Source organism: Phaeobacter sp. JH20_26 (genome assembly GCF_048056275.1).
Classification (GTDB): Bacteria; Pseudomonadota; Alphaproteobacteria; order Rhodobacterales; family Rhodobacteraceae; genus Phaeobacter; species Phaeobacter bryozoorum.
Window position 1 is genome coordinate 178,827 of sequence record NZ_JAYMWL010000022.1, and the last position, 17,911, is coordinate 196,737.

Genomic DNA, 17,911 nt, shown 5'->3' on the forward strand with positions numbered 1-17,911 from the left:
GAAGCCGCCTTCCGCAAGGTCACCCTGCGCCACCTGCCAAAGATTAAGAACCGCCTATTTCATAGCCTCTCATCGCGCCCCATTTTGCGCCACCTGTCCAGCCCGCAGACGCCGCGACGCGGCGTCGTTTGCAGGCGACCTGCCGTCACCCTGTGCATACGCCGCAAACGACATCGACGACCGCCCGGACGCATCCGCCCGCCCCTGAAATCGCCCCCGTCACGCCGGTTCGGGCATCGGATTGGACAACCCTTCCAGCACCCGGATCGGGTTGGGACGGCGCAGGCGGGTCATCTCGCCGCGCTGGACATGCACCTGCTTGCTGACCTCCACCAGAAACGCACCGCCCCCCAGCATCGCCGGAAGACGATCCCCCATCCGCTCAAACAAAGGCCCGGACTTCAGCCAGAAGCGGCGCTGACTGGGCGGCAGATAAAGCGCGGCTGAGTGCCGCTCGACGGTGAACTGATGCAGGCGCAGCTGATTTTCCACCTGGCTCAGCGTATAGGGGCGGCCAAAGCCAAACGGGGTCACATCCGAGCGCGCCCAGAGACCGGCACGGTTGGGCACCACAAAGACGGCGCGCCCCCCCGGTCCCAGCACCCGCCAGCATTCCTCCAGCAGATGCGACGGCCGGTCCGAGGTCTCCAGCCCGTGCAGCAGCACCAGCCGATCCACATGCCCGGTTTCAATCGGCCAGGAGGTCTCTTCGCAGAGCACCGAAACATTGGGCAGCCCGGCCGGCCATTGCATCACCCCCTGCGGCCCGGGCATCAGCGCAATCACCCGCCGCGCCTCCGCCAGATAGGGGCGCAGCAGCGGTGCCGCAAACCCAAACCCCGCGACCGTCAGCCCGGCCGCCTCGGGCCATAATTCCAGCAGCCGACCGCGGATCGACGCCTGCGCCGCCCGCCCCAGGGTGCTGCGATAGTAGAAATTCCTCAGATCCTGAACATCAACATGCATTGCGGGCGTCCGTTGCTTGGGCCAATCTGAGGCCAGTCGCCGTCAGTTTACCCATCGAGAAGCGAATGACCATGCCCCTTGAAATCGTCACCCTGCCCTGCCTGTCCGACAACTATGCCTTTTTGCTGCACAATGCGGCCACCGGTCAGACCGCGCTGGTTGATGCGCCGGAAGCGGAGGCCATCAAGTCGGAGCTAGACAGGCGCGGCTGGGGGCTGGATCAGATCCTGCTGACTCACCACCACTGGGATCATATCGACGGGGTCGCCGACCTGCGTGCATCCTATGACTGCCAGATCGTCGGCGCGCGCGCCGATGCCCATCGCCTGCCGGATCTAGATCTGGCGGTGGCCGAGGGAGAGACCTTCAGCTGCCTCGGCGAGGAGGTCCATGTGCTGGATGTCTCCGGCCATACCCTCGGCCATATTGCCTTTCACCTCCCGGCGTCCTCAGCGGTTTTCACAGCCGACAGCCTGATGGCGCTGGGATGTGGCCGCCTGTTTGAAGGGACTGCCGACCAGATGTGGCAGAGCCTGCAGAAACTCGCCGCCCTGCCCCGCGACACCACGGTCTATTCCGGCCATGAATACACCCAGTCCAATGCCCGCTTCGCGCTCACCATCGACCCGGACAACCCGGCGCTGCAACAGCGCTGTGCCGCGATTGATGCGGACCGTGCAGAAGGGCGACCAACAGTCCCGTCACGCCTGCAGGAGGAGCTGGACACCAACCCGTTCCTGCGGGCCCATCTCGACAGCGTCAAGGATGCCCTTGGCATGGGCGGGGCGCCGGCGACCAAGGTCTTTGCTGAAATCCGGGCGCGAAAGGACAAGTTTTAACCGCCCCGGCTGCCGTTTCACGGCACAGTCACGAGAAATGTGACAAGAAATTGCAAGAAAGAACTTGAAGCCGGGCACGTATCAACCAAACTCTAATACTATCAGGACATGGTTGGACTGTGGAAGGCTAGGCATCCGTCCCACAGCCTCAACGCCAACCCAAGACCAAGAGGAGCACGCCCGTGCCTTCATTCTCGAGCACTTTGGAACAGGCCATTCACGCCGCGCTTGCGCTGGCAAACGAACGGCGTCACGAATTCGCAACCCTGGAGCATCTGCTTCTGGCCCTGCTGGATGAGCCGGACGCGGCCCGCGTCATGCGCGCCTGCAGTGTCGACCTCACCGAATTGCGTGCAACCCTTGTCGAATTTGTCGATGAGGATCTCGCCAATCTGGTCACCGACATCGACGGCTCCGAAGCGGTACCGACCGCGGCCTTCCAGCGCGTGATCCAGCGCGCCGCCATCCATGTTCAAAGCTCCGGCCGGACCGAGGTGACGGGCGCCAATGTGCTGGTCGCCATCTTCGCCGAGCGCGAGAGCGACGCGGCCTACTTCCTGCAGGATCAGGACATGACCCGCTATGACGCGGTGAATTTCATCGCCCATGGCGTGGCCAAGGATCCGGCCTTTGGTGAGTCCCGGCCCGTCACCGGCTCCCCCGAAGTCGAGGAAGAGCCCCAGCCCACCACCGAGGGCGACAAGAAAGAGAGCGCGCTGGCGAAATACTGCGTCGATCTCAATGAAAAATCGCGCGAGGGCGACATTGACCCGCTGATCGGGCGCAGCCACGAGGTTGAGCGCTGCATCCAGGTTCTGTGCCGCCGCCGCAAGAACAACCCGCTTCTGGTTGGCGATCCCGGCGTTGGCAAGACCGCCATCGCCGAAGGCCTGGCGCGCAAAATTGTCGCCGGTGAAACGCCCGAGGTTCTGTCGGAAACCACCATCTACTCGCTGGATATGGGCGCGCTGCTGGCGGGCACCCGCTACCGCGGCGATTTCGAGGAACGTCTGAAAGCCGTCGTTACCGAGCTGGAAGATCACCCCGATGCAGTTCTGTTCATTGACGAAATCCACACGGTGATCGGCGCTGGCGCCACCTCCGGCGGGGCTATGGACGCGTCCAACCTGCTGAAGCCCGCGCTTCAGGGCGGCAAGCTGCGCACCATGGGCTCCACCACCTACAAGGAGTTCCGACAGCATTTCGAGAAGGACCGCGCGCTGTCCCGCCGGTTCCAGAAAATTGATGTGAATGAACCGTCGGTCGAGGATTCCATCGAGATCCTGAAAGGGCTGAAACCCTATTTCGAGGACCATCACGGCATCCGCTTTACCAGCGATGCGATCAAATCTGCGGTGGAGCTCTCCGCCCGCTACATCAATGATCGCAAACTGCCGGACAAGGCGATTGACGTCATCGACGAGGCCGGTGCCGCACAGCATCTGGTGGTCGAAAGCAAACGCCGCAAGACCATCGGTGTGAAGGAGATCGAAGCGGTTGTCGCCAAGATCGCCCGCATCCCGCCCAAAAACGTCTCCAAGGACGACGCCGAGGTGCTGAAGGATCTGGAGCGCTCGCTGAAACGGGTGGTCTTTGGTCAGGACAACGCGATCGAGGCGCTGTCCAGCGCCATCAAACTGGCCCGTGCCGGTCTGCGCGAACCGGAAAAACCCATCGGCAACTATCTCTTTGCAGGCCCCACCGGCGTCGGCAAGACAGAGGTCGCCAAACAGCTCGCCGATACGCTGGGTGTGGAGCTTCTGCGGTTTGACATGTCCGAATACATGGAGAAACACGCGGTTTCCCGCCTGATCGGCGCGCCTCCGGGCTATGTCGGTTTTGATCAGGGCGGGCTGTTGACCGATGGTGTTGACCAGCATCCCCACTGCGTGCTGCTGCTGGATGAAATCGAGAAGGCGCACCCGGATGTGTTCAACATCCTGTTGCAGGTCATGGATAATGGCCAGCTGACCGATCACAACGGCCGCACCGTGAACTTCCGCAATGTCGTGCTGATCATGACCTCGAATGCCGGCGCATCCGAGCAGGCAAAGGCCGCCATCGGCTTTGGTCGTGACCGCCGCGAAGGCGAGGATACAGCCGCCATCGAACGCACGTTCACCCCGGAGTTCCGCAACCGTCTGGACGCGGTGATCTCCTTTGCACCGCTGCCCAAGGACGTCATCCTGCAGGTGGTCGAGAAATTTGTCCTGCAACTGGAAGCCCAGCTGATGGACCGCAATGTCTCGATCGAACTCACCCGCAAGGCGGCAGAATGGCTGGCTGACAAAGGCTACGACGACCGCATGGGCGCGCGTCCTCTGGGCCGTGTCATTCAGGAGCACATCAAGAAACCGCTGGCGGAAGAGCTGCTGTTTGGCAAACTCTCCAAGGGGGGCCTGGTCAAGGTCGGCATCAAGGATGGCAAACTGGATCTCAGGATCGAAGGCCCGGCCAAGCCTCGCATCTCGGGGGACAGGCCGCCGCTGCTTACGGCCGAGTAACAGCCAATGCGTCTTTTGCCCCTGGCATTTCTCTCGTCGCTCGCCGCGCCCGTCGCGGCGAGCGATCTCGTTCTGGACTGGCCGGTCGATTGCACCCTAGGCGACAGCTGCCAGATCCAGCAATATGTCGATCGCGCCATCGGACCGGCGACACAGGATTTCACCTGCAATCCCCTCACCTATGACGGCCACAAGGGTACGGATATCGCCCTGCCCTATCTCAGCGACATGGAGGCCGGCGTCACTGTCTTTGCCGCGGCGGATGGCACCGTGGTCGGCAGCCGCGACGGGATGGAGGACCGCTATTCCAGCGGGCCGGGCGACCCCGCGATCGAGGGGCGGGAATGTGGAAACGGGGTTCTGCTGCGCCACGGCGGCGGCTGGGAAACTCAGTATTGCCACATGAAACGTGGGTCCATCCAGGTCAGCTCCGGCGACAGGGTCACGGCCGGCACACCGCTTGGGGAAATCGGCCTCTCCGGCAACACCCAGTTTCCCCATCTGCATCTTTCCGTGCGCAAGGATGGTGTCACCATAGACCCCTTTGGCCCCCGGATGGAGCAGGGCTGCGGTGCCGACATCGGCGCGCCGCTCTGGGCCGAGGAGATCACCTATCAGGCCGGCGGCTTTCTGGGCAGCGGCTTTGCCGACCATGTTCCGAAATTTGCCGCGATCAAGGCCGGGATCGCCAATCAGTCGCCGCTGGCATCCGGCAGCGGCGCAATCGTGTTCTGGGCCTATGCCTTCGGCGCCCGCAGCGGTGACCATCTGGTGCTGCGTATCGACGGGCCGCAGGGCACCCTGCTGGAGCAGACCGAACCGCTGGAAAAAACCCAAGCGCAGCTGTACCGCGCCGCGGGCAAACGGATCCGTGGATCGGGGCTGCAACCCGGCCGCTACATCGCAACCGCGACACTGCTGCGCGACGGCCAGGTCGTAGATGATCAGCGCCAGGAAATGACGGTGAAATAGGGCTTCACCGACACGGCGGGGCCAAGCCCTCTTGGCCTTGCCGCTCTCAGCGGCTAATCTGCTGCCACGGTCGGCAGACACCGAGGCGTCGCTGCTCCCGCATGGGAGAGCTAAACCTGCCATATCACCGAACGGTTTCCATTGCAGATGGCGCCGCGTCGTCAGGACAGCGACCAACGACCCGCACAGGCGCCGATTGGATGCAATATGACCCGAAAACCGCTTCCCCTACAGGTGGATGACCTGTCCCATTTCTCCCGCGCCTTGTCCCGGCAACTGGGCGAGGCCAGCCCCTCGCATCTGACACTGATGAACATGCTCGCCCGCGCCGCCGGTTTTCAGAACCTGCAACACCAGCGCGCCATACAGGCAGCGGCCCGACGGCTGACGAAAACCACAATGGCGCCGGCGGCTGATCATCGGCTGATCGAACGCACGCTGGGCCATTTCGATGATCACGGGCGGCTGCTGCGCTGGCCGTCAAAACGCGCCGTGCAGACGCTTGCGCTGTTTGGGCTCTGGTCGGTCTTTCCGGCCGACAGGGCGTTGCAGGAGGCGCAGGTGAATGCGCTGCTGATCGGCGAACATCGCTTCCACGATCCCGCAACCCTGCGGCGCACCATGATTTCCTGTGGATTGCTGACCCGGCAACGCGATGGCAGCGACTACAGGCGTATCGAACAGGAGCCCACCGCCGAAGCCAAAGCACTGATTTCGCGACTGGCAGCCCGCCGCAAACAGCGCACCCAGGCAGCAGCGCAGATCACGCGCCGGTAGCACCGGCAATGGCACCTCAGCGCTCGGTGAATTTCAGCTCGATCCGGCGGTTCTGCGCCCTTGCAGCCGCAGTCGGGGCTGGATTCACCGGCTGATATTCACCAAATCCATTGGCAGACAGGCGCTCGGGCGGGATGCCCAGCGCCTGCACCATGTAGCGCACCACCGACAGCGCGCGGCCCTGGCTCAGCTCCCAGTTATCGGCAAATTTCGGGTGCACCCCCAGCGGGGTGTCATCGGTGTGCCCGTCAACCCGGATGATCCAGTTGATTTCCGGCGGAATGGCCGCTGCCACGGTCTGCAGGATCCCTGCGACCTTGGCGATTTCAGCCCGCCCTTCCAGCGACAGATCGGCGCTTCCGGGGGCAAACAGCACTTCCGAGGCAAAGACAAAACGGTCGCCTTCGATCCGCACCCCTTCCTGATTACCCAGCACATCGCGCAGCCTGCCAAAGAACTCTGAACGATACTGCTCAAGATCCTGCGCCTTGGAGCTGAGCTGCTCTGCCTCAGCCTCCAGTCGCTTGCGCTCACTCTCTTCCAGCAGCCGACGTCGGCGTTCCTCGGCGGCGGCCCGGGCCAGGGCAGCGTTCAGATCCTGGCCAAGGTTCTGCATCTGCACCGACTGTGCTGCATCACGGGCTTTGTAATCGTCCAGCAGAGCCTGCAAACCGCCAAGCTGTTCGCGCAGGGCGGCAACCTGCTGGTTCAGCAGTGCGGTCTGACGCCGCGCCTCCTCGGATATGGCCTGCTCGGCGTTCAGGCTCTCGCGGGCCTGTGCCAGCAGGGCGGCACGCTGCTCTGCAAGGCTCGCCAGCTCGGCGCTTTCGGCGGCCTGATCCTTGCCGTCGCTCAGGGCCGCCAGCAATCGCTGCTGCAACAGATCCCGGTCCGCAGCAGCTGCATTGGCCTGTTCCAATTTGCCCAGCGCCTCCAGCAGGCGCTGTTCCAATTCGGCCTGCGCCGCCGTGGTGGTTTCAAGATCCGATTGCGCGGTGTCACGGCTCTGCCGCAGCCGGTCCAGCTCTTCCTGCAATGCCGCGACCTCGCTGTCGGCGCGTGTCTGTGTGGCATCGAGCTGCGCCAAGACACGGGTCAGCCGCTCGGCCAGAACATCCCGGTCCGCGCTCGCTGCCTGTGCGCTGTCGAGCGCGTCCAGAACCTCGGCCAGCCGCGCATCCAGCTGGTCCTTGGCCGTTTCAGCAGCGGCAAGCAATGTCAGCGTATCCTCGGCGGCCTGCCGCTGCGCCTCAAGCGCGAGGGTCATGGCGGTCAATTCGGCATCCGCATCTTGCAGCCGGTTGCGCAGCGCCTCGGCGGCAGCCGCCTCCGCAAGGCGCGCTGCCTCGGCAGAGGTGAGCTCCGTTTCCAGCTGCTGCGCCGCTGCCGTGGCATCCGCCGCCGTAGTCTCCAGATCGGCAACCAGTGCCTCCAGCGCCTCGCGTTTGGCCGCAGCCAGCCGGGCCGCCTCCGTCTGGGCGTCGATTTCACTGCGGCTGGCAGCCAGCGCCTGCGAGAGCGCGTCACGCTCGCCTTCCAGTTCAGACTGCGAGGCCTGCAACGCCGCGCGCTGTGCGGTCAGATCACTGATCGTGGCATTGGCCTCCTCCTGGCGAAGCAACAGCTGCGCAACCTGCGCCTCAAAATCGCTGATCTCTCCGCGCGCCGCCGACAGCTCCGCCTCGGCAGCCTCAAGCGCGCCCTGCGTGGTGCCGAGCGTCGCCGACAAGGCGCCAAGACGGGCCTGCAACTGGCTGTTGGCCCGCTCCTCCAGCCCAAGCGCATCCGCCAGCGCCCCGACTTCCGCGGCCAGTTCATCCAGCTGACTTTCCTGCCCCGAAATCGTCTCGCGCAGCACAAATTGGACCACCATGAAGATGGTCAGAAGAAACATCAGGACCAGCAACAGGCCCGTCATCGCATCCACGAACCCGGGCCAGATCGAGGCCTGAAAACGCTGTCCGGTGCGACGTGACAGGGCCATCGCTTAGTCCTCGGAGCCGCGTGCGGTGCGACCCAATCCACGCGGTCGGGCAAAGGCCTTGACCAGGAGGTCGATATCCTTGCGCAGCTCCGCCAGGCTCTCCTGACGGCCGGCGGAGATTTCTTCGAGGATGCGCAGCATCTGGACGTCGATAGAGCGCAGCCGCATCCGGCTTTCGGCATCCAGCCCGACATCGCCATGGGCGCGCATCAGTTCGGTCAGGGCCTCCTGCCCCACTGCGACCCGCTCCAGCGCCCGGGCCGTGCCTTCGGTTTGGTCCTGCCGCCGGTTCATATCTGTAATCGCATCCACCAGCTCGGACAGTTTCTGATCCACCCCGGCGCGGGCTTCGGAGGTTTGCACAAACATCGACTGCAACGCGTCCATCTGCTCGGTCATGCTGTCCAGCACACCTGCAAGTGCCGTGTTTTCACCGCCGCCTGTCTCCTCGCCTGAGGAAAAGCTGACGCGGGTAAAAGACGACAGCCATTCTTCAAGCTCACGGTAGAACCGGTTCTGACCATGGCCTGCGAACAGCTCAAGCAGCCCGACGATCAGCGATCCCGCCAACCCCAGCAAAGACGAGGCAAAGGCAACGCCCATGCCGCCCAGCTGCGCCTCAAGCCCGGTCATCAGCCGGTTGAACACTGCGATCCCTTCCTCGCCTTCCTGCGGGGCGAGGCTGCGGATGGTATCGACCACCGCTGGCACCGTGGTCGCAAGACCATAGAACGTCCCCAGAAGGCCAAGGAAAATCAGCAGGTTAACGATATAGCGTGTAATTTCACGCTCTTCGTCGATCCGGGTCGCAACGGAATCGAGGATCGAGCGGGTCGATGATGAGCCAAGCTGCATCCGCGCGCCCCGCGACCGCAACAGCGACGCCAGCGGTGCCAGCATCGACGGCGGGCGAACATCCTCTCTGGCGACCCCGGCAGCGAAAGCCTCGATCCAGCGTACCGACCCGATCAGTTGCAGCACCTGCCAGAAACAGGCCATCACGCCGAAAACAAACACCAGACCGATAAACCCGTTGAGCCAGGGGTTGGCTTCAAACACCGGCAAAACGCGCGGCAGCGCCACAAAGGCCCCGAACCCTGACAGCCCGAGAGCGATCAGCATCATGATAATCTGGCGTACCGGTTGGGAAAACTGCGGTCTGCTTTCGCGGTCTGGCTGCGCCATAGCTGTGGCTCCTGACACTTTTTTTGGTGCTCTTGCAGAACCGGAGCCTATAGGCAAATCCTCAAAAGAGCCAAGGCTTTATGACGCAAGATCCCGCACACGCGCCGCGAGCCAATCCAAATCAGCGTCGCGAAGCCCGATCTCCGCCAGATGCTCGGCCGTATTGAACAGATATTCGGTATTGGGGCCACGTCCCCCAACCGCTTCGGCAATGATCTGCGCCTGAGTTTCGAGGCTAATGCCGCCGCAATATTGGATATGATCGGGATCAATCACATAGGTCACGGCGGTAACTTCCCCGCCGCTGGCCAGCTGCACCGTCAGATCCTTCTCCACATAGGCCGAGGAAATCAGCTCCCGCGCCCGCAGTTCCAGCAAGGTCTGCTCTTCGTGGCCAGCCTCGACCGCCAGCGCGATTCCGGTACAGGCCGCCCCTTCGATGGCATCCAGCGCCAGCACAAGACCGGGTTTCTCCTCGCTGCCGCGATGATGGATCGACTTCATGCAGAAGGACCGCGCATAGCCCGGCAGGGTCGCAACTTCGCGGCGGGCCACCGGAAAACCCGGATTCCACAACAAAGATCCGTATCCAAATACCCACATGGTCATGACGCTGGCCCTTTTTTGATCGCGGTCTATAAACATCAAATCCCACGTCCAGAAAAGAGGCCGAATGATGATCCGTTGGACAAAAATGCTGCTCATTTCGATCTCCGTCTGGAGCCTCTACTGGGCGGTTGCCGCCTGGGGCCTGCGTCAGGGGCTGGATGGCTGGTTTGCCGAGCAGCAGCGGCAGGGTTGGCAGGCCGATTATGCCACGCTGCGCACCTCGGGCTATCCACTCTATCACCATCACCGGATCACCACCCCGGCCCTCGCCGATCCGGGCACCGGCACCGCATGGCGTGCCGACTGGCTCGACATCCGCAGCCTTGCACTCTGGCCCGGCACCGTGACGCTTCTGCTGCCGCCGACACCACAACGGTTCTCCTATTTCGACAGCACCGCGATCCTGCACGCCGAGGGGCTGCGGGCCGAGCTGCAACTGGCACCGGGATCCGCGCTGGACCTGGAACAGCTGCACATGATGGCCAGAAACTGGACGGTACAGAGCAATGGCAAACCCGAGCTGAGCGGTCAGGCGGTCCTGCTGGAGATGACGCGGACCGATGCGCAGAACCACTACCAGATCCACGCCGATGCGCAGGGTGTGTCCCCTCACCCGCTGTTGCGCCAGCGGTTAGCGGCGACCGAGGGGCTTCCGGAGCGGCTGGAGACGGTCACGCTCGACATGAATGTGGGGTTCGACACCAGCTGGAACCGCAGCGCGATTGAGCTGCGCCGCCCGCAGCCGCGCCAGATTTCGCTGCATCTGGCCGAGGCCCGCTGGGGCCCGATGCGCATCAAGGCGACAGGCGAGCTGCGTCTGGATGAGACCGGCCTGCCAGAGGGCGATCTCGCGCTTCAGGTTGAAAACTGGCAGGACATCCTGCAAATGGCCGAAGCCTCAGGCAGCCTGCACCCGACTGCGCGCTCCGGGATTGAGCAGGTTTTGCGGGTCTTTGCCGGGCTTGGCGGCAACCATCGCGACCTTGATCTGCCGCTGACTTTGCGCTCCGGCTATGTCACGCTCGGTCCGCTGCCGATCGGTCCAGCGCCCCGTCTGATCTTGCGCTAGCGGCAATAAGGACCGCCGCGATGGCGGGCGACGTCCAGATGGAAATGATCCAGATGGTACCGGTCCGAAAGCGGCCCCAGCACGGTGCCAAACGGGCCACAGGCACCTTTCCACATCTTCCGAAGCCCCTTGCGCGTGGCGCGCGCGGTCCAGCCCTTCAGCACCGTGATCACCTTGCCGCTCTCCAGAACGAAGCCCGAGATATCAATCGCCTTGGCCCGACCATGTTCTGAGATCTTTGCGCCCGGCCGGTTGTTCCGGGTGCGGCAGGAATAATGCGCCGCCACCCTCAGGGCCACCACCTTGTCACGCCGGCCAAAGGCCTTGACCACATCCCGCTCCACCCATTTCTTGAGCGCGCGGGCGGTGTCGCAGGTCATCACCGACTGCTGGCTGAGCGTCACCCCGGCAACCGAGCGCACCCGCACCGCGTTCTTTGCGCCGCAGCCGTTCAGACGCCCCGGTACGGCACCCACCTCTGCTCCCTGAATGTCGATATCACCGCAGACCGAGGTCTTGCGGCGTTTGCGTTTGCCGAACAGGATTTTCTCCGCCAGATCGCCGGGCCGCAGATGCGGACGCAGAGAGGCCTCTGGACCGGTCGGCATCATCGGCAGGCGCAGCGAAGCCATGGCGACGGCCTGTTCAGACGGCGGTCGCCCTTGCGGGCGCAGATCCGATGAAACGGTGACCGCAGCAGCGGCGGGCGTCGGCGTCAAAGCGGCGACAGCCGCCGGATCCGGGCGCGCATTGGGCCGCAGCGAGCGGTCAGGCGCATTGGCCGCAGTGGCCCCGGCGCTGACGGCGATCATGACGATCAGCCCGGCTGCCGTCGCAACCGCCTGCGCCCCCGACCGCCAGCCGCGCCTCATGACTTGGTCTCGCGGCCGAAGTTCGGCGCCGCCGTGTCCTGCCCGGCCTCGATAATGCCCCGGCGGATGGCCCGGGTGCGGGTGAAATACTGGTGCAGATGCTCCCCATCCCCGGTGCGGATGGCCCGTTGTAGGGCAAACAGCTCCTCGGTGAAACGTCCCAGAATCTCCAGCGTCGCATCCTTGTTGGTCAGGAATACATCCCGCCACATGGTCGGATCGGAGGCGGCAATCCGGGTGAAGTCACGAAATCCCGCAGCCGAGTATTTGATCACCTCGCTGTCGGTCACCCGGCGCAGGTCATCAGCCACGCCGACCATCGTATAGGCAATCAGATGCGGCGCATGCGAGGTCACCGCCAGAACCAGATCATGGTGATCCGCGTCCATCTCATCGACGTTGGAGCCCATCCCCTCCCAGAGCCGGCGCAACCGGTCCACCGGGGCGCGCTCGCAGCCCTCTACCGGCACCAGCAGGCACCAGCGGTTGTCATAAAGCTCGGCAAACCCGGCCTCGGGCCCGGAATGTTCGGTGCCCGCCAATGGGTGGGCCGGCACGAAATGCACCCCGTCGGGGATATGCGGCAACACCGCGTCGATCACATGGCGTTTGACCGACCCCACGTCGGAAACCGTGGCACCGGGTTTCAGCACCGGCGCAATGTCCGCCATCACAGCATCCATCGCCCCCACAGGCACACAGAGCACGACCAGATCAGCGTCCTGCGCCGCCTCCGCAGCCGTCTCGCAGACACGATCACACAGGTTGATACGGCGCGCGGTGTCGCGGGTCTGTGCGCTGCGGGCATAGCCGGTGATCTCGCCTGCCAGCCCGCCACGGCGAATGGCATGTGCCATGGAGGAGGCGATCAGGCCAAGACCAATCAGCGCGATGCGGTTGTAGATCGGCGCGCTCATGCCGCGCCATCCTTGAACGCCTTCACAGCCGCAACCAGTTGCTTGCATGCGGTCTCATCGCCCACGGTGATCCGCAGCGCTGCGGGCAGCTTGTATCCGCTCACCCGGCGCACGATCAGCCCGCGCGACTGAAGGAAGGCATCGCAGGCGCCCGCTTCTTCCGGGCTGGCAAAGCGCGCCAGAATGAAATTCGCACAGGAGGTGTCTGAGGGCACACCCAACTCTGCCAGCGCCTCGGCCAGCCAGCCGCGCCACTTGGCGTTTTCCTGACGGCAATGTTCGGTATACTCCGTATCCCGCACCGCTGCCTCCGCCCCGGCAAGCGCGGTGGACGACAGGTTGAACGGACCGCGCACCCGGTTCAGCACGTCAATGATGACTTTCGGCGCATAGCCCCAGCCGACCCGAGCGCCACCCAGCCCGTAGATCTTGGAGAAGGTGCGCGTCATCACCACATTGTCGCGGCTGGCCACCAGCTCAGCCCCGGCGTCATAATCTTCGACATATTCCGCATAGGCGCCATCCAGCACCAGCAGTGCTCCCCGAGGCAGACCATCGGCGAGCCGGGCCAGATCAGCGGTGCCGATCATCGTGCCGGTGGGATTGTTGGGATTGGCGATGAAGACCAGCCGCGTGCGCTCGCTGCATCCGGCCAGCAGCGCATCGACATCGGTGACGCGTTCGCGTTCCGCCACCTCGACCGGGGTCGCCCCGGCCGCCAGGGCGCTGATGCGATACATGGCAAAGCCATGCTCGGTGAACAGAACCTCATCCCCCGGCCCCGCATAGGCCTGACAGAGAAAGGTGATAATCTCGTCACTGCCCGCCCCGCAGATGATCTGCTCCGCCGGCAGGCCGTAGACCTCGCCAATCGCCTGACGCAGGGCGCTGTGATCGGAACTCGGATACCGGTGCATCTGAGAGACCGCCGCCTGCATTTCCTCAATGGCTTTCGGGCTTGGCCCCAATGGGTTTTCATTGGAGGAGAGCTTGGTCACATTGCTCACCCCTTTCACATGGGCAGCCCCGCCCTCATAAAGGGCGATGTCCAATATGCCAGGCTGCGGCGCGATGTGGGTCATGGTAGATGCTCCTTGATGCCGCCTCGTAATAACCGCCTTGGCAGCAATGGGAAAGCGGCAAGACGCCTCTTGCCGGATTGCAATGTCCCGGTCCCGTCCGTTGGCTGCACTGAGTGATTGAACTCCGCCATGCCCGCCGCCATGATGGGGCTATGACCCATAAGCTGGATAACATCGACCTGGCCCTGCTGCGCGCCCTGCAGCGTGACGCCAGCCTCTCGCAGCGCGATCTGGCAGAGCAGGTCGGCCTGTCGCAGAACGCCTGCTGGAGACGCCTGAAAACCCTGAGCGAAAGCGGCCTGATGCAGGGCACCACCGCCCGTCTGGACCGCAAGCAGCTGGGGCTGGATCTGGTGGTCTTTGTGATGCTGCGCACACGTCACCATTCGGCGGAATGGTTGCAGACCTTTCGCCGCCATGTGCTGACCATCCCCGAGGTGGTCGATTTCCACCGCATCGGCGGCGATTACGATTACCAGCTGAAGGTCGTGACCGAGGATATGGCCAGTTACGACAAGGTCTACCAGCGCCTGATCGAAGGTGTTGAGCTGGACAGCGTCACGTCGTATTTCGCCATGGAAGCCATCGCCGAAGGACGCCCGCTGCCGCTATAGCCGCAGGCGCCCGCAACCGGTCACCGCTAATCCGCAGTCCTGTCAGCGGCCAAAAGCCTTGTTCGGCATCCAGGTGACACGGCTGCCCTGCGGCCCCATGCGCATATGCAGGCAGGAGGTATTCAGCCGCTGAAAATACAGCACATGGATCGGATACCAGCCGGCCTGCGGCACCTCCACCTGCTGGGCAAAGGTCTCCTGACAGGTCTGCCGACCATCAAATTTGCCGACCACCTTGCCGCCGATCGTCGCCCGGATGCCATCATTGGTGAGGAAATCAATCGTATAGATGCCCGGCGCATCAAAACGCACATAGCCACGGATGTCAGCCGCGACATGCTCCGAGCGTTTGGAGGTGAGGGCATTCTGCCCGATGCTGGTGTCGCGATAATCAAGCCCCTTGAGCGGCGGTCCGACCTCGGCTCCGGCCTCCAGCGCCTTGGCAGCGGCGCGCAGCGTCTTGACGTCGTCAGGATAGGCATAGCGCACCGACAGACCCGGCTTCAGCCCCGTCGGTTGCGGGTTGGCCGGGGTCAGGCGCAGGGGCGCCGCCCATGAGAGTGTTGCTGTGAGTGTTGCGGTGACAGCTGCCATCGCAGCCATCCCCAGAATACGGGTCATTTTCATCGTCTACCTTCCTGTTCATCGCCTCTGAGCGGGCGTCTGCAAAAAGGATAGGTCCGCAAAGGGGCAGCTGGCAATCGCAAATGGCTGCAGCGGCGGGTAGCGCCTGTCACCCCAGGCGATCACCAGTGACCCTCCGCTGCGGTGGCAAATGAAAAAGGGGCCGCCAGATGGCAGCCCCTTTCTGTCGTTTCCGGTTCGGACAGGACTTAGTTCTTGGCGTAGAATTCGACGACCAGGTTCGGTTCCATCACAACCGGGTACGGCACGTCGGACAGGCCCGGTGCGCGCACGAAAGTGGCGGTCATCTTGGAGTGGTCGGCTTCGACGTAGTCGGGAACGTCACGCTCTGCCAGCTGAACAGCTTCCAGCAGTGCGGTCATTTGCTTGGACTTCTCGCGAACCTCGATCACATCGCCTTCCTTCACGCGGTAGGAGGGGATGTTCACGCGCTTGCCGTTGACCAGAACGTGACCGTGGTTCACGAACTGACGGGCCGCAAAAACGGTTGCAACGAATTTGGCACGGTACACAACCGCGTCCAGGCGGCGCTCCAGCAGACCAATGAGGTTTTCACCGGTGTCGCCTTTAACACGCTCAGCTTCGGCGTAGATGCGACGGAACTGCTTCTCGGTCAGGTCGCCGTAGTAGCCCTTGAGCTTCTGCTTGGCGCGCAGCTGGATACCGAAATCGGACAGTTTGCCCTTGCGGCGCTGGCCGTGCTGGCCGGGGCCGTATTCACGACGGTTCACCGGGGACTTCGGACGGCCCCAGATGTTTTCGCCCATACGGCGGTCAATTTTGTACTTGGCAGACGTGCGTTTGGTCACGGCTGATCTCCTTCAGTTTTGGTCGCACCCCAAAGGGCTGCATCGAAGGGCGTTGTCCTCTTGCTCCGTGTCGCGAAGGACCGGGTGATCCTTGCGCTCTTCGGGCATGACAGGCATTCCCTTGCGGGAGCCGCCAACACCAATGAAGCCGCGTGTATAGACGAGGGCGAGAGAGAGTCAACCAGCTTTTCCGCCCCTATCACGCCTTGCCAAAGGCAGAGGGAAAAACGGCTCCGCCAGCCGCGCAGTCGCACGGTCTCAGCGCGCGGCCGACAGGCGGTCAGGCTGCTGCATGTCGCAGGATTGCCGCCTCCGGCTGGCTGAGATTGCGGCGCGCGAATTCGCCATAGCGCATCGCATCGACTTCCAGATCCGGCAGCTGCTGCAACAGCCGGGCGCGATCCTCATCGCGCAGCGCGCTCAGCGCCGCCTGGGCGGGGTGAAAGCTCTCCGTCTCGACCCCATTGGCCCACAGCACCTGATGCTCCGCCAACAAGACATGAATATAGGTGACCTCGCGCAGCTGCGTATCGACCGTAATCTCGCGACCATTGATCAGATCGCGCGCCGCAACCAGCACCTCGGGCGTGTTGAACAGGCTTTGCACATGCGGCCCCCGCAGCAGCATGCGATGGCTCGGCGAGACCAGCAGATCCGCATCGGGCCGCTCGATGCCAAGCGCCCCTCCCCTGATCCGCACCGGGCGCAGCTCGGGCGCGACGAACAGCCGTGCGCCGGTCATCCGCCGCGCGCCAATCCACTGGATCTGCTGGGCGCCGCTGTCGCGGGTCTGGATCCAGTCGCCTTCCTGCAGCCGTTCAACCGGTACCGCCCCCGCAGGGGTGCGCAGCATGGTTCCGGGGGTAAAACAGATCACGCCGGTATGCGACCGCACATCGCGTCGGTCGCCTGTGTCCAGCCGCACATCGACGACCCACAGATCCCTGTCGTTCGGAGGTTGAGAATCGACAAACATCAACAGCGGCCGCTGCACGGGCCCAACATCGATCAGCGTCACCGTGTAATTGCGCCGCCCGTCGGTCACCACGAAATAACGATCCCGCAGCACCGTCTCCGGGCGGTCCTCCTCCGGCCGGGCAGCCGGGCGGTCCCGCCCCTGCGGTCCGGGTTCGATCGCCAGCCCGACCAACCGGCGCACGGACCGCGCCGCGTTGCGCCGCAGATCCCGCTCCGCATCGCCAGGTTCCAGTTCCAGGAGATTGCCAGGCCCGTCGACCCGCAGCGGCGCCCCGCGCCAGCGCCAGCTGGCCCCGGCGGCCAATGCCGACACCGGCGCCCCCGGCAGACCATCCACTTCGGTCTGCCCCCACGAAATGACGTAGGTGCCTCGAAAGCCTGTTTGCATATGCTCGACTGCCTGTCTCTGGCGGTATTGTTGTTAAACCAACGTTAACAGAAACCGCCCGCCCACAAAAGCCACATCACCAGAACGGTTCACAGTCCCTCGTCCTTTATGGTCAAAGAGATGCAGCCTACGATTTCAAGACAGCTCACATGAGGAAGGACGAAAGGGATGGTGGTTGTCGGCTGGCAGGACTGGGAGCGACAAGGGCTGGAGCATTGCGTCTGCCGTGAGACCCCGCAAGCGTTCTCAACAGACTGGCCTTGGCGAGCACTTCGCCCAAAAAATCGTTTTCCGCGTCAACTGGCCAATCTTCGCGTGCAACGATTTGACATCGATCTCGAGCTCCTTCGACGCCTTCGGCTTGTCGTCAAAAACATCTGTCACGCGGCCTAGGAGCTGGTCTTTCCATTGCTTGATCTAGTTTGGATGAACGTCAAACTGCGTCGCCAATTCGCTCATCGTTTTGTCGCCCTTCAAAGCTGCCAATGCGACTTTCGCCTTGAATGCAGGGCTGTGGTTCCGTCTGGGTCGTCTTGCCATCGTTACTCCTTCGTCCCGGCACGCTGCCGGATCAGGAGCGGGAAATCCACCTAACTCAACTGTCCATATTTCTCGGGCCAAATCTGTGTTTCCACACATCCAGTGCTACGAACGCCAGAAGCGCCCCTTGGGGCGCCATGTTGTTTATTTTATCTGGTATA

Annotated in this window: 16 protein-coding genes and 1 pseudogene; 6 read left to right on the plus strand and 11 right to left on the minus strand. The window is 63.4% G+C overall.

Going from position 1 to position 17,911, the window contains the following annotated elements; all coding sequences use genetic code 11:
* Positions 1-219: 219 nt before the first annotated feature.
* The gene (locus VWY60_RS17795) at positions 220-966 is read right to left on the minus strand and encodes a class I SAM-dependent methyltransferase (RefSeq protein ID WP_340546256.1); all 747 of its coding nucleotides are present in this window, start codon (positions 964-966) and stop codon (positions 220-222) included.
* A 65-nt stretch (positions 967-1,031) separates the two neighbouring features.
* Here VWY60_RS17795 and gloB point away from each other — a divergent pair, with 65 nt between their 5' ends.
* The 4 genes from gloB (at position 1,032) to VWY60_RS17815 (ending at position 6,058) form a co-directional block, all read left to right on the plus strand.
* Positions 1,032-1,805, plus strand: coding sequence for a hydroxyacylglutathione hydrolase (gene gloB / locus VWY60_RS17800; protein ID WP_416534987.1), 774 nt, complete (start codon positions 1,032-1,034; stop codon positions 1,803-1,805).
* A 182-nt stretch (positions 1,806-1,987) separates the two neighbouring features.
* The gene (clpA, locus tag VWY60_RS17805) at positions 1,988-4,309 is read left to right on the plus strand and encodes an ATP-dependent Clp protease ATP-binding subunit ClpA (RefSeq protein ID WP_340546258.1); all 2,322 of its coding nucleotides are present in this window, start codon (positions 1,988-1,990) and stop codon (positions 4,307-4,309) included.
* A gap of 6 nt (positions 4,310-4,315) precedes the next feature.
* Positions 4,316-5,281 carry a M23 family metallopeptidase gene (locus VWY60_RS17810; RefSeq protein WP_416541314.1) on the plus strand — a complete coding sequence of 322 codons (966 nt, stop codon included), beginning with the start codon at positions 4,316-4,318 and terminating at the stop codon, positions 5,279-5,281.
* A 207-nt stretch (positions 5,282-5,488) separates the two neighbouring features.
* Positions 5,489-6,058: a DUF2087 domain-containing protein gene (locus tag VWY60_RS17815; protein ID WP_416541315.1), complete on the plus strand. Its 570-nt coding sequence runs from the start codon at positions 5,489-5,491 to the stop codon at positions 6,056-6,058.
* A gap of 16 nt (positions 6,059-6,074) precedes the next feature.
* Here VWY60_RS17815 and VWY60_RS17820 read toward each other — a convergent pair whose 3' ends face one another.
* The 3 genes from VWY60_RS17820 to VWY60_RS17830 form a co-directional block, all read right to left on the minus strand.
* Complete coding sequence (locus tag VWY60_RS17820) at positions 6,075-8,042, minus strand: peptidoglycan -binding protein (protein ID WP_340546261.1); 1,968 nt, start codon at positions 8,040-8,042, stop codon at positions 6,075-6,077.
* 3 nt (positions 8,043-8,045) lie between these two features.
* Entirely contained in the window at positions 8,046-9,227 is a 1,182-nt protein-coding gene (locus VWY60_RS17825) for a biopolymer transporter ExbB (protein ID WP_340546262.1), read from the minus strand.
* A 78-nt stretch (positions 9,228-9,305) separates the two neighbouring features.
* Complete coding sequence (locus VWY60_RS17830; RefSeq protein ID WP_340546263.1) at positions 9,306-9,836, minus strand: gamma-glutamylcyclotransferase; 531 nt, start codon at positions 9,834-9,836, stop codon at positions 9,306-9,308.
* A 67-nt stretch (positions 9,837-9,903) separates the two neighbouring features.
* Between VWY60_RS17830 and VWY60_RS17835 the strand changes: the two genes are divergently transcribed.
* Entirely contained in the window at positions 9,904-10,905 is a 1,002-nt protein-coding gene (locus VWY60_RS17835; RefSeq protein ID WP_416541316.1) for a DUF2125 domain-containing protein, read from the plus strand.
* Here VWY60_RS17835 and VWY60_RS17840 read toward each other — a convergent pair.
* From VWY60_RS17840 to hisC, 3 genes are read right to left on the minus strand one after another with little or no spacing between them, the layout of a single operon-like run.
* The gene (locus VWY60_RS17840) at positions 10,902-11,777 is read right to left on the minus strand and encodes an extensin family protein (protein WP_416541317.1); all 876 of its coding nucleotides are present in this window, start codon (positions 11,775-11,777) and stop codon (positions 10,902-10,904) included. The two genes, VWY60_RS17835 and VWY60_RS17840, sit on opposite strands and share 4 nt — an antisense overlap.
* Positions 11,774-12,694: a prephenate/arogenate dehydrogenase family protein gene (locus VWY60_RS17845; protein ID WP_416541318.1), complete on the minus strand. Its 921-nt coding sequence runs from the start codon at positions 12,692-12,694 to the stop codon at positions 11,774-11,776. Before VWY60_RS17845 ends, VWY60_RS17840 begins: the two co-directional genes overlap by 4 nt.
* Complete coding sequence (gene hisC, locus VWY60_RS17850) at positions 12,691-13,776, minus strand: histidinol-phosphate transaminase (protein ID WP_416541319.1); 1,086 nt, start codon at positions 13,774-13,776, stop codon at positions 12,691-12,693. Before hisC ends, VWY60_RS17845 begins: the two co-directional genes overlap by 4 nt.
* Positions 13,777-13,928: 152 nt before the next feature.
* Between hisC and VWY60_RS17855 the strand changes: the two genes are divergently transcribed.
* The gene (locus VWY60_RS17855; protein ID WP_340546268.1) at positions 13,929-14,390 is read left to right on the plus strand and encodes an Lrp/AsnC family transcriptional regulator; all 462 of its coding nucleotides are present in this window, start codon (positions 13,929-13,931) and stop codon (positions 14,388-14,390) included.
* A 42-nt stretch (positions 14,391-14,432) separates the two neighbouring features.
* Here the strand turns inward: VWY60_RS17855 and VWY60_RS17860 are convergent, their stop codons facing one another.
* From VWY60_RS17860 to VWY60_RS17875, 4 genes and pseudogenes are all read right to left on the minus strand, one after another.
* Entirely contained in the window at positions 14,433-15,017 is a 585-nt protein-coding gene (locus VWY60_RS17860) for a PA14 domain-containing protein (protein WP_416539151.1), read from the minus strand.
* A gap of 206 nt (positions 15,018-15,223) precedes the next feature.
* On the minus strand, positions 15,224-15,844 hold the full coding sequence (gene rpsD, locus VWY60_RS17865) for a 30S ribosomal protein S4 (RefSeq protein WP_072505221.1): 621 nt from the start codon (positions 15,842-15,844) through the stop codon (positions 15,224-15,226).
* Between the two features lie 280 nt (positions 15,845-16,124).
* The gene (locus tag VWY60_RS17870; RefSeq protein WP_416541320.1) at positions 16,125-17,210 is read right to left on the minus strand and encodes a Hint domain-containing protein; all 1,086 of its coding nucleotides are present in this window, start codon (positions 17,208-17,210) and stop codon (positions 16,125-16,127) included.
* A 260-nt stretch (positions 17,211-17,470) separates the two neighbouring features.
* Positions 17,471-17,750 (minus strand): annotated as a pseudogene (locus VWY60_RS17875) (transposase); the annotation flags it as partial.
* Positions 17,751-17,911: the final 161 nt, after the last annotated feature.

Coding starts and splice junctions, on each gene's coding strand:
- VWY60_RS17830 (WP_340546263.1), bottom strand. CDS start 9,836: ATGACCATGTGGGTATTTGGATACGGATCTTTGTTGTGGAATCCGGGT.
- VWY60_RS17795 (WP_340546256.1), bottom strand. CDS start 966: ATGCATGTTGATGTTCAGGATCTGAGGAATTTCTACTATCGCAGCACC.
- hisC (WP_416541319.1), bottom strand. CDS start 13,776: ATGACCCACATCGCGCCGCAGCCTGGCATATTGGACATCGCCCTTTAT.
- gloB (WP_416534987.1), top strand. CDS start 1,032: ATGACCATGCCCCTTGAAATCGTCACCCTGCCCTGCCTGTCCGACAAC.
- VWY60_RS17835 (WP_416541316.1), top strand. CDS start 9,904: ATGATCCGTTGGACAAAAATGCTGCTCATTTCGATCTCCGTCTGGAGC.
- VWY60_RS17840 (WP_416541317.1), bottom strand. CDS start 11,777: ATGAGGCGCGGCTGGCGGTCGGGGGCGCAGGCGGTTGCGACGGCAGCC.
- VWY60_RS17870 (WP_416541320.1), bottom strand. CDS start 17,210: ATGCAAACAGGCTTTCGAGGCACCTACGTCATTTCGTGGGGGCAGACC.
- VWY60_RS17810 (WP_416541314.1), top strand. CDS start 4,316: ATGCGTCTTTTGCCCCTGGCATTTCTCTCGTCGCTCGCCGCGCCCGTC.
- VWY60_RS17845 (WP_416541318.1), bottom strand. CDS start 12,694: ATGAGCGCGCCGATCTACAACCGCATCGCGCTGATTGGTCTTGGCCTG.
- VWY60_RS17820 (WP_340546261.1), bottom strand. CDS start 8,042: ATGGCCCTGTCACGTCGCACCGGACAGCGTTTTCAGGCCTCGATCTGG.
- VWY60_RS17855 (WP_340546268.1), top strand. CDS start 13,929: ATGACCCATAAGCTGGATAACATCGACCTGGCCCTGCTGCGCGCCCTG.
- VWY60_RS17825 (WP_340546262.1), bottom strand. CDS start 9,227: ATGGCGCAGCCAGACCGCGAAAGCAGACCGCAGTTTTCCCAACCGGTA.
- VWY60_RS17860 (WP_416539151.1), bottom strand. CDS start 15,017: ATGAAAATGACCCGTATTCTGGGGATGGCTGCGATGGCAGCTGTCACC.
- VWY60_RS17815 (WP_416541315.1), top strand. CDS start 5,489: ATGACCCGAAAACCGCTTCCCCTACAGGTGGATGACCTGTCCCATTTC.